Origin of the sequence: Streptomyces sp. V4I8 (assembly GCF_041261225.1) — a bacterium.
Taxonomy (GTDB): domain Bacteria; phylum Actinomycetota; class Actinomycetes; order Streptomycetales; family Streptomycetaceae; genus Streptomyces.
The window spans coordinates 1,202,377-1,217,228 of record NZ_JBGCCN010000001.1 but is presented as its reverse complement, the minus strand read 5'-3'; the positions used below and the strand labels follow the sequence as shown (position 1 = coordinate 1,217,228).

At 71.4% G+C, this 14,852-nt stretch carries 10 protein-coding genes; 3 read left to right on the top strand and 7 right to left on the bottom strand.

Features of this window, described 5'->3' with window-relative positions; translation table 11 throughout:
• The first annotated feature begins 18 nt into the window (after nt 1–18).
• Complete coding sequence (locus tag ABIE67_RS05580) at nt 19–534, top strand: flavin reductase family protein (protein WP_370254139.1); 516 nt, start codon at nt 19–21, stop codon at nt 532–534.
• Nucleotides 535–567: 33 nt separating this feature from the next.
• Here ABIE67_RS05580 and ABIE67_RS05575 read toward each other — a convergent pair whose 3' ends face one another.
• Nucleotides 568–1,914, bottom strand: coding sequence for a phosphatidylserine/phosphatidylglycerophosphate/cardiolipin synthase family protein (locus ABIE67_RS05575; RefSeq protein ID WP_370254136.1), 1,347 nt, complete (start codon nt 1,912–1,914; stop codon nt 568–570).
• A gap of 408 nt (nt 1,915–2,322) precedes the next feature.
• Between ABIE67_RS05575 and ABIE67_RS05570 the strand changes: the two genes are divergently transcribed.
• The gene (locus tag ABIE67_RS05570) at nt 2,323–2,730 is read left to right on the top strand and encodes an STAS domain-containing protein (protein WP_370254134.1); all 408 of its coding nucleotides are present in this window, start codon (nt 2,323–2,325) and stop codon (nt 2,728–2,730) included.
• 32 nt (nt 2,731–2,762) lie between these two features.
• Here ABIE67_RS05570 and ABIE67_RS05565 read toward each other — a convergent pair whose 3' ends face one another.
• Both ABIE67_RS05565 and ABIE67_RS05560 read right to left on the bottom strand, forming a co-directional pair.
• A complete protein-coding gene (locus ABIE67_RS05565; protein ID WP_370254132.1) occupies nt 2,763–5,210 on the bottom strand; it encodes a SpoIIE family protein phosphatase in 2,448 nt (815 codons plus the stop codon).
• Between the two features lie 226 nt (nt 5,211–5,436).
• Nucleotides 5,437–7,527 (bottom strand): SpoIIE family protein phosphatase, encoded by a 2,091-nt coding sequence (locus tag ABIE67_RS05560; protein WP_370254127.1) that lies wholly within the window; start codon nt 7,525–7,527, stop codon nt 5,437–5,439.
• A gap of 141 nt (nt 7,528–7,668) precedes the next feature.
• Between ABIE67_RS05560 and ABIE67_RS05555 the strand changes: the two genes are divergently transcribed.
• Nucleotides 7,669–11,043, top strand: a complete 3,375-nt coding sequence (locus tag ABIE67_RS05555; RefSeq protein ID WP_370254124.1) for a pyruvate carboxylase — start codon at nt 7,669–7,671, stop codon at nt 11,041–11,043.
• Nucleotides 11,044–11,140: 97 nt separating this feature from the next.
• Here the strand turns inward: ABIE67_RS05555 and ABIE67_RS05550 are convergent, their stop codons facing one another.
• From ABIE67_RS05550 to ABIE67_RS05535, 4 genes are all read right to left on the bottom strand, one after another.
• Nucleotides 11,141–11,653 carry a hypothetical protein gene (locus ABIE67_RS05550; RefSeq protein WP_370254120.1) on the bottom strand — a complete coding sequence of 171 codons (513 nt, stop codon included), beginning with the start codon at nt 11,651–11,653 and terminating at the stop codon, nt 11,141–11,143.
• A gap of 330 nt (nt 11,654–11,983) precedes the next feature.
• Complete coding sequence (locus ABIE67_RS05545) at nt 11,984–12,682, bottom strand: GntR family transcriptional regulator (protein ID WP_370254118.1); 699 nt, start codon at nt 12,680–12,682, stop codon at nt 11,984–11,986.
• Between the two features lie 193 nt (nt 12,683–12,875).
• Nucleotides 12,876–13,877 (bottom strand): proline racemase family protein, encoded by a 1,002-nt coding sequence (locus ABIE67_RS05540; RefSeq protein WP_370254115.1) that lies wholly within the window; start codon nt 13,875–13,877, stop codon nt 12,876–12,878.
• Nucleotides 13,878–13,879: 2 nt separating this feature from the next.
• A complete protein-coding gene (locus tag ABIE67_RS05535) occupies nt 13,880–14,785 on the bottom strand; it encodes a dihydrodipicolinate synthase family protein (RefSeq protein WP_370254113.1) in 906 nt (301 codons plus the stop codon).
• Between the last annotated feature and the right edge of the window lie 67 nt (nt 14,786–14,852).

Here is a 14,852-nt window from a genome sequence, read left to right as displayed (position 1 = left end):
ACGTCGAGAGGAAACACGATGACGCAGCCGGTCGACTTCGACACCGCCGCGTTGGACGGCCGTACGCTGCGGCAGGCCTTCGGCTGCTTCCCCAGCGGCGTGACGGCCGTCTGCGCCCTGGTGGGCGGCGAGCCGGTCGGCATGGCGGTCAGCTCCTTCACCTCCGTCTCCCTCACGCCGCCCCTGCTGTCGGTGTGCATCCAGGAGTCGTCGTCGACCTGGCCGCGGCTGCGTGACCTCAAGCGGCTGGGGCTGAGCGTGCTGGCCGAGGACCAGGACGCGGCATGTCGCCGCCTGGCCGACAAGGACCGGGACCGGTTCGCCGGCGTGCACTGGCGGGCCACCCCCGACGGTGCGGTGTTCGTCGACGGGGCGGCGGCCTGGTTCGAGTGCTCCCTCTCCACCGAACTGCCCGGCGGCGACCACACGATCGCCCTTCTGGAGATACACCGCCTGCGCACCGATCCGGCCACGTCCCCGCTCGTCTTCCACGGCAGTCGCTTCCGGCGTCTGGAGCCGAACGACCAGCAGTAGGCGTCCTCGGGACCGCCCGTTCCCTTCATGCCCTCAACCGCCGCAGGCGGAGCGGATCCGGTAGAAGGTGCTCAGGTATCTCGAGTGGTACGAGGCGCTGGTGATCCGCACCAGCGCCTCGTCGGCCGAACGCAGCGACGACCCGGTCAGGTTGGCACTGCCCGTGTAGACGCGCGGGGTGGTGTCGCCGTTGTAGTCGCCGTCCAGCAGGATCTGCTTGTTGTGCGGACGGACGTCGATTCCGGGGCCGTGGGGAATGCTGCATCCGCGGTGCTGGATGCCGGCGGCGTCGAGCCGGCTGGTGATCGCGCTGTCGCTCTCGGTGTAGATGACGTCGATCCAGCAGCCCCTGCCGCGCAGTTGGGCCAGCTTGTCGGCCACCTGGCGCCGCGAACCGAGGAAGCTGTGCGTCACGACGCGGATGTCGGTCTGGTGCCGGAGCCCGTCCGTGCCGGTGTAGGCGCAGCTGACCTCGTTCAACGCGTTGACGACGGTGTCCGTGGCCGGGTTGTTGTACGACGGGTCACCGCGGGGGAAGAAGTAGCCGCGGTACGTCGAGCCGGTCGGGGTGGAGAAGTAGGCGTTGTTGTTGCCGCGGGCCAGGGTGCGCCCCCGGCGGAGCTGCTCGTGGTACGAGGCGTAGGCGTTGTACACGGTGCTGTCCGTGAAGGTGACGGCGTCGTTGAAGGACTCGACCTTGTACCAGTCGGTGAGGTTGGACGACGTCTGGAAGACGACCCTCGTGTAGCTGGTGCCGTCGTCGAAGGGCCCGATCCTGGAGAAGGTGAAGAACTTGTTGTGGTGGTACGCCGGTCGGGGCGGGGTCACGGCCAGGCAGCCGCGTTGGACGTCGTCCACGCCGTCGGCGTCCTCGAACCTGTCGTCGCAGACGACGATCCACGAGCGGGCGGCGTCATCGGTTCCCAGCCCGGCCCTGAGGGTCCGGTAGGGCACGTTGGTGTACTCGGGGCCACCGGCGCTGTCCACATAGGTGGAGTCGTCGACGATGATCCTCACGTTGACACCGCGCCGGTGGGCGGCGAGCAGCGCGTCGGCGACCTCCTGGTCGGCGAACTCGTAGATCGAGCCGCGGATCGTCGCGCCGGCGGGCGTCCCCTCGATCAGCCGGACGAGCTGCGTGAAGATGGCCTTCCGCTGCGCCGACGTGCCCAGCGGGTCGTTGAACACGGGCCCGTTGACGACCGGCTTGGTCAGGGCGGCGGCGGGTGTCGCGCCGGCGAGGAGAAGTGCGGTCACCAGGGACAGGACGGCTGCGACGGCGGTCGGCACCCTGCACAGGCACCAGGCCGCACGCGCGCGTGGGCGCACGGTCGAACGGGTCATCATCACCTTCCCGGCGCGGGCGGGCAGAAGGCTCACGGATGCGAGCCTTCCGTGACGCACCGGGGGCTTCCCTGACGGGGTGCCGATTTCAACCGGACGGCGCACAGCGGGACGGGCAAGGGGGCGCAACTGAGTCGTATGCCTCATGTTCCCGGGACAGCCGGGCTGGGAGATTCATCCGCGAATCGCAGGCGGGCCCGCGGTGCCGAGCACCTGCTGCCGCGGCCCGGAAGAGCACCGTTCCCCTCCTGAACGGCCCCGCCCGCCCCGCCTAGTCGCCCGAAGGCGCCCGCGGCAGGAAGGCGCCGCACCCTTTCCAGGCGCTGAAGGGGCCCGCCGCCTCACGTGCCCGGGACCTTGGGCCACGCACAGTTGGGCTGCTGCATCCACACCGGTACCGCCGGAGTGCCGCCCTCAGAGCTGATCGCACCGCAAGGAGGCGCCATGACCAGCCGCACGCAGCGCAGCGCCCGCTCCCTCGGCATGCCCCGTCAGCAGGCCCAGTGCCCCCGGGAGCACCAGCCGGTTCAGCCGTTCCGCGTCACCCTCCAGGCCCGCGGCCCCCGCCACTGCCGGGTGACCATGGCCGGCGAACTCGACATCGCCACCGCCCCGGAGGCACGCGGGGTGCTGCTGCAGGCCGTCGGCCCGTACGAACACATCACTGTCGACCTCTCGAACCTCAGCTTCTGCGACTGCGCCGGGCTCAGCGCCCTGCTCGCCACCGCGCGGGCGGCCCGGAGCAAGCACGCCGAACTACGCCTGCGCGCACCCACGCCCGCGGTGACCCCGCTGCTGCGGCTGACCCGCACCCTCGACGCCTTCCACATCGAGCGAGCCCCGGACGGATGAGCGGCCGATGCTCGCACCTCGGTCGCGGGCGGTCAGGCGCCTGGCTCCCCCTGTTGCGCGGACAGCGGTTGCTCGGCCCAGATGGTCTTGCGGTTGCGGCCGTAGCGCGTGCCCCATCGCTCGGACAGCTGGGCCACCAGGAACAGGCCCCGGCCGCCCTCGTCGGTGCCGCGCGCCTGGCGCAGATGGGGAGAGGTGCTGCTGGTGTCGGAGACCTCGCAGATGAGCTGGCCGTCCCGGATCAGCCGCAGCAGCACCGGGCCGCCGGCGTACCGGTAGGCGTTCGTGACCAGTTCGCTCACGATCAGTTCGGTGGTGAAGGCGAGCTCGTCCAGCCCCCACTCGGTCAGCCGGTCCGTCACGAGTGTCCGGGCCCGGCCGGCCGCGGTGGGCTCGGCCGGCAGCTGCCAGGTGGCCACGTTCTCCGCCGCCAGCACCCGGGTCCGTCCCAGCAGCAGCGTGACGTCATCGGCAGGCCGTTCGGGCATCATCGCGTCCTCCACCGCCTTGCAGGTGTCCTCCAGCGAAGGGGACGGGCCGGCCAGCGTGGAGCGCAGAAGGGAAAGCCCCTGGTCGACGTCACGGCGGTCGGCGAGGAGGAGGCCGTCGCTGTACAGGGCGATCAGGCTGCCCTCGTCCAGTTCCAGCTCGGCCGTCTCGAACGGCAGCCCGCCCACGCCGAGCGGCGGTCCGGCGGGGAGGTCGATCGGGCGGACCCGGCCGTCCGGGCCCAGCACGGTCGGCGGCGGGTGGCCCGCGCGAGCCATGGCACAGTGCCGCGAGACCGGATCGTAGATCGTGTACAGGCAGGTCGCGCCCACGATCTGGGGGATGTTCTCGTCGGCCTGCCGCTGTTCGGTGGCCAACTGGTCCACCAGGTCGTCGAGCCGGGAGAGGACTTCGTCCGGAGCCAGGTCGAGGTGGGCCAGCGTGTGCACGGCGGCGCGCAGCCGGCCCATGGTCGCCGAGGCGTGCATGCCGTGGCCGACCACGTCGCCTACGACCAGCGCGACACGCAGCCCCGACAGGGGGATGACGTCGAACCAGTCGCCGCCCACACCCGTGGAGGCGTGCGCGGGCAGGTAGCGGTGCGCCGTCTCGACCGCCGGATGCTCGGGCACCTCGCTCGGCAGCAGGCTGCGCTGGAGGGCCTCCGCGGCGTTGTGCTGCTGGGTGTAGCGGCGGGCGTTGTCGATGCATACGGCTGCCCTCGCGGCGAACTCCTCCGCCAGCGTGAGGTCGTCCTCCTCGAACGGCTCCGGCCGCTGCGAGCGCCACAGGCAGACCAGGCCGAGGACGACACCGCGCGCGGCCAGCGGCACCGCCATCAGGGAGTGGACCCCGATCGCGAGCGCCTTCTCGGCCCGGTCCGGCTCGGTGATGAACCATCCGCGGGTGTCCTTCAGAAGGGGATCGAGGACGGGACGCCGCTCGGCCAGGCAGCGGGTCGGCGCGGTCTCATCGGGGAAGAAGAACAGATGGCCCTCGGGATGCATCACCGTCAGCGCCTCGGGCCGGATGCTGCGCACCGCCATCCTGCGCAGGGGGCCCCTGGCGTCGGGGGCCGGCTCCTCCCCCCGCGGCACGGGTTCCAGCAGGTCCACCGAGAGGGCGTCGGCGAGCGCGGGAACCGCCGCCTCGGCCAGCTCGCGCGCCGTCCTGGCCACGTCCAGGGTGCTCCCGATCCGGGCGCCCGCCTCGTTGAGCAGCGCGAGGCGCCGACGGGCCCGATGGCGGTCGGTGACGTCCTCGACGATCTCCGTGACGCCCAGCACCCTGCCGGACGGGTCCTGCATGCGGAAGGCGGAGATGGAGATGACCAGTTCCCTGTGGAGGTCGTGCAGCAGCCGGCTCTGCTGCTCGGCGAAGATCACGGGACGGCCTGTTTCGAGAACCGACCGGAGCTTCGCCTCCGCCAGATCCGCGTCGGGACCGAACAGGAACTCACCGGCGCGACGCCCGCGGTAAGCCTCGGGCGGCAGTCCGCCGAACCGCGCGATCGCCTGGTTCACCCGCAGGATGCGCAGGTCCGGGCCGAGCACCACGACACCCACCGGGGACCGCAGGAAGAGGCCGTCGAGCACGGCCCGGTCGATCTCCCACTGGGTGATGTCCTCGGCGAGCGCGCCGACGAGGAGCCACTCCACGGTGGAGTCCAGCCGCTGCACCCGCCGGGCCCTGAACCCCACGAACACGCGGTGCCCCGCACGGTGCAGGACGGGCAGCAGACCGATCCAGCCGCCCTCCCGTCGGCAGGTTGCGGTCGCCTCGGCGATCAGCCCCTTGTCCCCGCTGTCGACGAGGACCTCGCGTATCGGCCGGCCCAGCACATCCCCGGGCCGGTGCCCGAGGAGCGTGGTGGCCTGTTCGCTCCAGGCGACGACCCTTCCGCTGTCGTCCAGCACGGCCGACGCGGATCGGTGGATCGAGAACGGATCCTCCGGGCTCTCGCTGAGTGTCTTCGGGGATGTGTCGCGCATCGCCCACCCATCTCGCGCCGATCGCGGGGCTCGACGTGCGGCACCCCGGGGCGCTCCCGCGTTCCGCATGTCTCGCCCTTGCAGTGACTCACTCCCAGTATCGGCCGGGCGGGCACAGCGCGCTTCGTCGTCGCGGCCCGAACGACCTGGTCGAGTGATTCCCGTGACGTCCGCAAGAGGCACGTGACGTCGAGTGCGTCCGGCGACGGTCCGTGGACGTACCGGTTCACCGGGGCAGTGTCCGGGCGAGGAGCACCGCCACGTCGTCGTCCGCGACATCGGGCATGACGTGGGCCAGGAGGTCGTCGCAGATCCGGTCCAGCGGACGCCCGGGCTGCCGCAGCGCTTGGGCCAGACGGCGCATGCCCTGGTCGAGGTCCGTGCCCCGGGTCTCGATCAGACCGTCGGTGTAGGTCACGAACAGGCTGTGCGGTGGCAGGACCACCCGCTGGACCTCGCAGTCGGGCCCGCCCACGCCCAGGGGCGGGCCCGCGGGTCCATCCAGAAAGGCGACCGTTCCCCGCTCGTCGGCGATGACGGGAGGCGGATGGCCCGCCCTGGCGATCAGACAGTGGCCGGCGGCCGGATCCTGTACGGCGTACAGGCAGGTGGCCATCTCGTTGTCGCCCAGGTCCGCCACGGCGGCGTCCAGGGCGCGCAGCACCTCGTCGGGCGCGGTGTCCCGGCGCGCCAGGGTCCGTACCGCGGTGCGCAGCTGCCCCATGACCGCCGCCGCGTGGATGCCGTGCCCCATCACGTCCCCGATCACCAGGGCGGTCCGGTCGCCCGACAGGGCGATGGCGTCGAACCAGTCGCCGCCGACCTCGTGATCGCCCGCGGGCAGATAGCGGCCGGTGAGCTCCAGCCCGCTCACGGTGGGCAGGACGGGGTTCATCAGGCTGCGCTGGAGGGTGAGCGCGGCATCGCGTTCCCGGCCGTACATGCGCGCGTTGTCGATGTTCAGCGCCGCCCGGGCGACCAGCTCGTCGATCAGCAGCGTGTCCTGGTCGTCGAACGGCTCTCGATCGCGAGTCCGGGTGACCGTGACCGCGCCGAGCACGGTGCCCCGCGCAACCAGCGGGATCAGGCGCGCCGACCCCACGCGGGCGCGCAAGTACTCGTGCAGCCGGCCGGCGGCAGGGGTGGTGATCAGCGGGCCGATGTCTCTCAGGTAGAGGTTCATGGGACGTCCGGCACTGATGAGCCGCTCGTACATCGAGCCGGGCGGGATCTGCAGGGTCATGCCGACCGCGAGGAGGTCGGCCGGCGCTGCCGGATCCGTGAATGTCGCCGCGACGCGGCGGACCACCCCGTGCGCCGACGCGGCGGTCTCGTCCGGGGCCATCGCCTCCTCCAGCAACTGCACGTCGGCGGAGTCGGCCAGCCGGGGCACCAGGACGCGGACCACCTCCCGCGCCGTCTGCGTCAGATCCAGGGTGGAACCCATCTGGGTGCCCGCCTCCGCCAGCAGCGCGAGACGCCGCCGCGCCCGCTCCGCCTCCAGATGGGCCCGCTGCCCCTCCGTGACGTCGATCAGTGACGCGATCACGCCCACCCGTTGGCCGGTCCCGCCGAGCAGGGGGGCGTAGGAGCAGGACCAGGTCCGGGTCCGTTGCGGGTCCGAGACGCCGGAGGTGTAGCGGAAGTCGACCACCGGCTCACCCCGGTCCAGGACCTGTCGCATCACCGACTCCAGCGCGGCGGCGCCGGGGGCGATCTCGGTCACGCGTTTCCCGACGTGCTCGGCCACGGGCACGCCGTCGATCCGGGACAGGGCCTCGTTGACCCGGAGGAAACGCAGGTCGGGACCGAGCATGGCCAGGCCGATCGGGGACTGGGTGAAAAGCCCCTCCAGCGCGGCCAGCGCGTCCCGCATCCGCTCCACGGCGGAGGTCTCCGCCGCGATGGCCAGCACACCCGTACGCCCCCGGGCGTCCGCGATCGGACAGTGCCACATCTCCATGTCGACCACGGTCCCGTCGCGATGCCGGACCGGCAGCCGTGCGACCACCGCCGCACCCGTCTGCACCGTCCGGCCCAGCCGGTCGGCCAGCTCCCGGTGCTCCTCGGGCACCAGGACGCTCCGGGCGTCCTGGCCCACCATCTGCTCCGGCGTGTGACCGAGCAGGTCCTGCGCGGCGAGCGACCACTGCACCAGGCGCCCGTCGGCGTCGACCACCCACAGCGCGAGCGGAAGCAGATCCTGGAAGACCCCCGCATGCCCGACCCCCGCATGCGCGACCGCTGACGTGCCCCGATCCGGCGTTTCGCCGGTCGCATCGGGGGCACGTGCACCGCGGTGACTCGCGCTGGTCATAAGGGCACCTCGCTTCACCACCCTTGACCACAGGAGGCTCAAGGACAGCCTAGGCCGCAAGTGGCCCGGCTCACATGGCGTGGAAGAGGCACCGCCGACACCATTGGGTGATCCGTCACCGGCAGGCTGAAGGGATCAAGGATGTTCCGCAAGGTGCTGGTAGCCAACCGCGGCGAGATCGCGATTCGTGCGTTCCGCGCAGGCTACGAGCTGGGGGCGCGCACCGTCGCCGTCTTCCCGCACGAGGACCGCAACTCCCTGCACCGGCTGAAAGCCGACGAGGCCTACGAGATCGGCAGGCCCGGGCACCCGGTGCGGGCCTACCTCTCCGTGGAGGAGATCGTCCGCGCGGCGCGCCGCGCGGGAGCCGACGCCGTCTACCCGGGTTACGGGTTCCTGTCCGAGAACCCCGATCTGGCCCGGGCGTGCGAAGAGGCGGGCATCACGTTCGTCGGACCGAGCGCGGACATCCTGGAGCTGACCGGGAACAAGGCGCGTGCCGTGGCCGCGGCCCGCGCGGCGGGCGTGCCGGTGCTGGGTTCCTCCGAACCCTCCACCGACGTGGACGCACTCGTCGCCGCAGCCGAGGAGATCGGCTTCCCCGTCTTCGTCAAGGCCGTCGCGGGCGGCGGCGGGCGCGGCATGCGCCGCGTCGAGGAGCCCGCCCAGCTGCGGGAGTCCATCGAGGCGGCGTCCCGTGAGGCGGCGTCCGCGTTCGGCGACCCCACGGTCTTCCTGGAGAAGGCCGTCGTCGAGCCCCGCCACATCGAGGTGCAGATCCTCGCCGACGGGCAGGGCAACGTCATCCACCTGTTCGAGCGCGACTGCTCGGTGCAGCGCCGCCACCAGAAGGTGATCGAACTCGCCCCCGCCCCGAACCTCGACCCCGCCCTGCGCGACCGCATCTGCGCCGACGCCGTGCGGTTCGCCCAGCAGATCGGCTATCGCAACGCCGGCACCGTGGAGTTCCTCCTCGACCGCGAGGGCAACCACGTCTTCATCGAGATGAACCCGCGCATCCAGGTCGAGCACACGGTGACCGAAGAGGTCACCGACGTCGACCTCGTGCAGTCGCAGCTGCGCATCGCCGCCGGCGAGACCCTCACCGACCTCGGCCTCGCCCAGGAGACGGTCACCCTGCGCGGCGCCGCCCTCCAGTGCCGTATCACCACCGAGGACCCGGCCAACGGCTTCCGCCCGGACACCGGCCGGATCAGCGCCTACCGCTCGCCGGGCGGCTCGGGCATCCGCCTCGACGGCGGCACCACCCACGCCGGTACGGAGATCAGCGCGCACTTCGACTCGATGCTGGTGAAACTCACCTGCCGGGGCCGGGACTTCGCCACCGCGGTGGGCCGTGCCCGGCGCGCCGTGGCCGAGTTCCGCATCCGCGGCGTGGCCACCAACATCCCCTTCCTCCAGGCCGTGTTGGACGACGCCGACTTCCAGGCCGGCCGGGTCACCACGTCGTTCATCGAGCAGCGCCCGCATCTGCTCACCGCCCGCCACTCCGCCGACCGCGGCACCAAGCTGCTCACCTACCTCGCCGACGTCACGGTCAACAAGCCGCACGGCGAACGGCCCGACCTGATCGACCCGTTGACCAAGTTGCCCGCGCTGCCGGCCGGTGAGCCGCCGGCCGGGTCCCGGCAACGGCTCGCCGAACTCGGCCCCGAGGGCTTCGCGAGCTGGCTGCGCGCGTCGCCGACCATCGGCGTCACCGACACCACGTTCCGCGACGCCCACCAGTCGCTCCTCGCCACGCGGGTGCGCACCAAGGACATGCTCGCCGTCGCCCCGGTCGTGGCGCGCACCCTGCCCCAGCTGCTGTCCCTGGAGTGCTGGGGCGGCGCCACCTACGACGTCGCCCTGCGCTTCCTCGCCGAGGACCCGTGGGAGCGCCTCGCGGCCCTGCGGGAAGCGGCACCGAACATCTGCCTCCAGATGCTGCTGCGCGGCCGCAACACCGTGGGCTACACGCCGTATCCCACCGAGGTGACCGACGCGTTCGTGCAGGAGGCGGCGGCCACCGGCATCGACATCTTCCGGATCTTCGACGCCCTCAACGACGTCGAGCAGATGCGGCCCGCCATCGAGGCCGTACGGGAGACGGGAACGGCCGTCGCGGAGGTGGCCCTGTGCTACACCTCCGACCTGTCCGACCCGTCGGAGAAGCTGTACACCCTGGACTACTACCTGCGCCTGGCCGAGCAGATCGTCGATGCGGGCGCCCACGTCCTGGCCGTCAAGGACATGGCCGGTCTGCTGCGGGCACCGGCCGCGGCGAAGCTGGTGTCTGCCCTGCGCCGGGAGTTCGACCTGCCGGTGCACATCCACACCCATGACACCGCGGGCGGCCAGCTCGCCACCTACCTCGCCGCCATCCAGGCCGGCGCGGACGCGGTGGACGGCGCGGTGGCGTCCATGGCCGGTACGACCTCGCAGCCGTCGCTGTCCGCGATCGTGGCCGCGACCGACCACTCCGAGCGGCCCACCGGCCTCGACCTCCAGGCCGTCGGTGACCTGGAGCCGTACTGGGAGAGTGTCCGCAAGGTCTACGCCCCCTTCGAGGCGGGCCTGGCCTCCCCGACCGGCCGCGTCTACCACCACGAGATCCCCGGCGGGCAGCTCTCCAACCTGCGCACCCAGGCGGTCGCGCTGGGCCTGGGCGACCGGTTCGAGGACATCGAGGCGATGTACGCCGCCGCCGACCGGATGCTCGGCCGCCTGGTGAAGGTCACCCCCTCCTCCAAGGTGGTCGGCGACCTGGCGCTGCACCTCGTGGGTGCCGGCGTGTCCCCGCAGGACTTCGAGGCGGGGCCGGACCGGTTCGACATCCCCGACTCCGTCATCGGCTTCCTGCGCGGCGAGCTGGGCACCCCGCCCGGCGGCTGGCCCGAGCCGTTCCGCAGCAAGGCGCTGCAGGGCCGCGCCGAGGCCAAGCCGGTGCAGGAACTGAACGCCGAGGACCGTGAGGGGCTGGCGAAGGAGCGGCGCGAGACGCTCAACCGGCTGCTGTTCCCGGCGCCGACCCGCGAGTTCGGGACCCACCGTGACACCTACGGCGACACCAGCGTGCTGGACAGCAAGGACTTCTTCTACGGGCTGCGCCCGGGCAAGGAGTACGCCGTCGACCTGGAGCGCGGTGTGCGGCTGCTGATCGAGCTCCAGGCCGTCGGTGACGCGGACGAGCGTGGCATGCGTACCGTGATGTCGTCCCTGAACGGCCAGTTGCGGCCGATCCAGGTCCGCGACCGGGCGGCCGCCTCGGACGTCCCGGTGACGGAGAAGGCCGACCGGGCCAACCCCGGTCATGTCGCGGCGCCGTTCGCCGGAGTCGTGACCCTCACGGTCGCCGAGGGCGACGAGGTGGAGGCCGGTGCCACGGTGGCCACCATCGAGGCGATGAAGATGGAGGCCTCGATCACCGCCGCGAAGTCCGGCAGGGTGGCCCGACTGGCCATCAACCCCATCCAGCAGGTCGAGGGCGGCGATCTGCTGGTCGAACTCGCCTGAGCCGACTGCCTGTCACGTCGTCACCGCATGCCGTCTCGCCCCGCGCAGGGAGCACCTGCGCGGGGCGAGACGGTCCGGTCGGGGAGGCTGAGCGGGGTCAGGCGCAGAGCACCCGGGTCTCCGGCGTGAAGACCGGGCCGCCGCTGGTGTTCGTCGCGTCGCTGAACTCGGCGTAGAAGTACGAGTAGAAGCCGATGTTGCCGTTGCAGCCCGAGTCGGCGGCGACCTGGAGGGTCAGCGTGACGGTCCGGCTCTGTCCGGGCGGGACGGTGGCTCCGTAGTTCGTGCCGAGGTTGCTGGGGCCGGTCCCGGAGCAGGCGGTGCTGCCGGTGGCCGTGGCGAGGCTGCAGCCGGTGAAGCTGTACTTCAGGTCGGGGCGCTGCGTGGTGAGCCAGGTGGGCTCGATCGTCTGGTAGACGAACAGGACGTCGTAGGTCTTGTTGTTGGTCAGCGTCATCGAGAGCTGCACCGTGCCGCCGGGCGTCGTGGTGGCGGAGTCGGTGGCGAAGGTGATGCCGGCCGGCGCGGGATCCGCGGCGCTCGCGCTGGGGGCCAGGCCGAAGACCGCGAGGAGCAGACCGAGAACGGTGGTGAGACCCAGGCGTCTCATACGTGGTGATCGCATGGCCCGGGAGACTAGGCAGGCGACGCACACGCCGTCTGCCTCACGACGAGGCACGGGCCGACGATCGGCCGAATGTGTGCCAGATGTGAGGGCGTTGTGGCGGGCCTGTGGAGTCCCTGGTCGGGCCGCATTTGCGCACGGCACGGGGAGTCGGGGGCGACCGGCGGGGCCGGCGGAGTGCGCGTCGCCCGCACGTCGATATTGGCGTGATCGCCGATGCTCCGGGAGCCGTGGCGCCTCACCGGGTGCGGATGTTCTCGGGCATGCGTCGATTTCCGGCCTCGGCGGCCACGGACGACCGGGCGCGGACGCAGGTCAGCCGGCGGTCTCGTCGAGGTTCTTCTCGCTCCAGATGCCTCGCACGTGGCTGATGTGGCGGCGCATCAGGGCCTCCGCGCCGTCCGCGTCGCCGGCCTCGATCAGGTCCAGCAGCTCGGCGTGCTCGTGGGAGGAGTCGAACAGCGCGTCGCCGTCGGGGAGTCGGCGCAGCCCGTAGATCCGGGAGCTGGTGCGCAGGGACCTCACGGTCTCCAACAGGCGGGCGTTGCCGGCCAGTTCCAGCAGGGCGAGGTGGAACTGCATGTCGATGGTGACGTGCGCGATGAAGTCCCGGCGCGCCGCCGCCTTTTCGATGCCCGCCGCGAGCGGCCGCAACTGCTTGATGGCCTTCGCGGGGACGCCCTGTTCGGTGATGCGGCGGATGGTGGGCGGCTCGATGAGTGCCCGGAGCTCGGTGATGTCGTCGAGTTCCTCCGGCGAAAGGGTCGTGACCCGGAAGCCCTTGTTGCGGACGACTTCGACGAGTCCCTCCTTGGCGAGGTCGAGCAGCGCCTCGCGCACAGGGGTGGGGGAGACGCCGAACTGTTCCGCGAGGCTGGGCGCGGAGTAGACGACGCCGGCTGTCATCTCTCCCGAGATGACGGCTCCGCGGAGGGTTTCGGTGATCTCCTGGCGGAGGTTCCGGCGTCCGCGGAACGAAGGCAGGTTCACGGTGGTGCCGTCGTCCGCGCTCATGGCTGGCTTCCTCACTGTCGGCGGCAAGTCGTTCCACGCTCGACTTCGAGGTGAGCGGTGGCCGGTTGCATGCTATACGGACAGCGTTGTGTGATGTATCGCATGTTTCCGCGCACACGGGCAAAGCGCCTGGTGGCAGGGGGTATGCGGGGCACGTACTCGCCTCATCCGGCTGGTTGGCGCCCCGCGCCGGTCACAGCTCGAACCCCTGCGGGAAGGGATCGTCCGGGTCGTACAGATACTGGGCGGTGCCGGTGATCCAGGCGCGCCCGGTGACGGTGGGGACGACCGCCCGGTGGCCGGCGACCTCGGTCTCCTCGACGAGTCGGCCGATGAAGTGGGTGCCGATGAACGACTCGTTGCGGAACTCGGTGTTCAGCGGGAGCAGTCCGCGGGTGTGCAGTTGGGCCATGCGGGCGCTGGTGCCCGTGCCGCAGGGGGAGCGGTCGAACATGCCCGGGTGGATGACCATGGCATGCCGGGAGTGGGAGGGGGTGGATCCGGGGGCGGCGAGGTAGACGTGGTGCACACCGTTGATCTCGGGGTTGCCGGGATGGACAGGCCGGTCCTGTTCGTTGATGGCCGCCATGATGGCCAGACCCGCGTCCATGAGCCGGTTCTTGTCGGCCCGTTCGAAGGGGATGCCGAGGCCGTCCAGTTCGACGATGGCGTAGAAGTTGCCGCCGAAGGCCATGTCGTAGGCGACCTCGCCCCAGGGGGCGACCTTGACGGTCCGGTCCAGGGCGAGCGCGAACGAAGGGACGTTGCGCAGGGTGACCGCCTTGGCGGAGCCGTCCTCGACGCGGACGTCGACGACGACGAGTCCGGCGGGGGTGTCCAGGCGGATCGTCGTGACCGGTTCCTCGACCTCCACCATGCCGGTCTCCACCAGGACCGTGGCGACGCCGATGGTGCCGTGCCCGCACATGGGCAGGCAGCCGGAAACCTCGATGAACAGGACGCCGAAGTCCGCGTCCGGGCGGGTGGGCGGCTGGAGGATCGCTCCGCTCATCGCCGAGTGACCGCGCGGTTCGTTCATCAGCAGTCGGCGGATGTGGTCGAGGTGGTCGATGAAGTACCGGCGCCGGTCGAACATGGTGGCCCCGGGGACGACGCCGACGCCACCGGTGATGACCCGGGTCGGCATCCCCTCTGTGTGGGAGTCGACGGCGTGGAAGACCCGGTTGCTGCGCATGGTCAGGCGAGCCCTTCCGCGATGGCCTTCTCGGTCGCGGTGCGTACGACCGCCTCGTGCTCGGGGGTGAGCGGGATACGGGGCTGGCGGCAGGGGCCGCCGTAGCGGCCGACGAGGTCCATGCTGAGCTTGATCGCCTGCACGAACTCGGTGCGCGAGTCCCAGCGCAGCAGCGGGTGCAGGATGCGATACAGGGGGAGGGCGGTGGCGAGGTCGCCCTCGGTGGCCGCCTCCCACAGTTCGGCGCAGGCGCGCGGCAGGGCGTTCGGGTAGCCCGAGATCCAGCCCGGCGACCCGGCGATCGCCATCTCCAGGGCCAGGTCGTCGGTGCCGGCCAGGACGTCCAGGCCCGGGGCGAGTTCGGTGATCCGGTAGTAGCGGCGGATGTCGCCGGAGAACTCCTTGACCGCCACGATCAGGCCCTCGTCGAACAGCTCGGCGAGGAGCTCGGGGACGAGGTCGACCTTCGTGTCGTGCGGGTTGTTGTAGGCGACCACCGGTACGCCGGCCTTGGCGACCTCCCGGTAGTGCGCCATGACGGCGCGGTCATCGGCGCGGTAGGAGTTCGGCGGGAGCAGCATCACGGCGGGTGCACCTGCCTCGCCGGCCTGTTCGGCCCAGCGGCGGGCCTCGTCCGCACCATAGGCGGCGACACCCGGCATGACGGTGAAGCCTTCGGGGGCGGCGGCCACGGCAGTGGTGACCACCTTGGCGCGCTCCTCTGCGGACAGGTTCTGGTACTCGCCGAGGGAGCCGTTCGGCGTGACGCCGTCACAGCCGTTGGCGGCGAGCCAGGCGACGTGGTCGGCGTAGGCGTCGAAGTCGACGGCCAGGTCGCCGTTCCCGGTCTCGCGCAGGGGGAGTGCGGTGGCGACGAGCATGCCGTGCCAGGGCTTCGCCCGGGTCATGAGTCCTCCACGTGTCGTGATCCCACCATCAGGGTCAGTGCAACACCCATCAAGGCCAGTGCAATAT

Coding starts and splice junctions, on each gene's coding strand:
- ABIE67_RS05580 (WP_370254139.1), top strand. CDS start 19: ATGACGCAGCCGGTCGACTTCGACACCGCCGCGTTGGACGGCCGTACG.
- ABIE67_RS05570 (WP_370254134.1), top strand. CDS start 2,323: ATGACCAGCCGCACGCAGCGCAGCGCCCGCTCCCTCGGCATGCCCCGT.
- ABIE67_RS05565 (WP_370254132.1), bottom strand. CDS start 5,210: ATGCGCGACACATCCCCGAAGACACTCAGCGAGAGCCCGGAGGATCCG.
- ABIE67_RS05560 (WP_370254127.1), bottom strand. CDS start 7,527: ATGACCAGCGCGAGTCACCGCGGTGCACGTGCCCCCGATGCGACCGGC.
- ABIE67_RS05555 (WP_370254124.1), top strand. CDS start 7,669: ATGTTCCGCAAGGTGCTGGTAGCCAACCGCGGCGAGATCGCGATTCGT.
- ABIE67_RS05550 (WP_370254120.1), bottom strand. CDS start 11,653: ATGAGACGCCTGGGTCTCACCACCGTTCTCGGTCTGCTCCTCGCGGTC.
- ABIE67_RS05545 (WP_370254118.1), bottom strand. CDS start 12,682: ATGAGCGCGGACGACGGCACCACCGTGAACCTGCCTTCGTTCCGCGGA.
- ABIE67_RS05540 (WP_370254115.1), bottom strand. CDS start 13,877: ATGCGCAGCAACCGGGTCTTCCACGCCGTCGACTCCCACACAGAGGGG.
- ABIE67_RS05535 (WP_370254113.1), bottom strand. CDS start 14,785: ATGACCCGGGCGAAGCCCTGGCACGGCATGCTCGTCGCCACCGCACTC.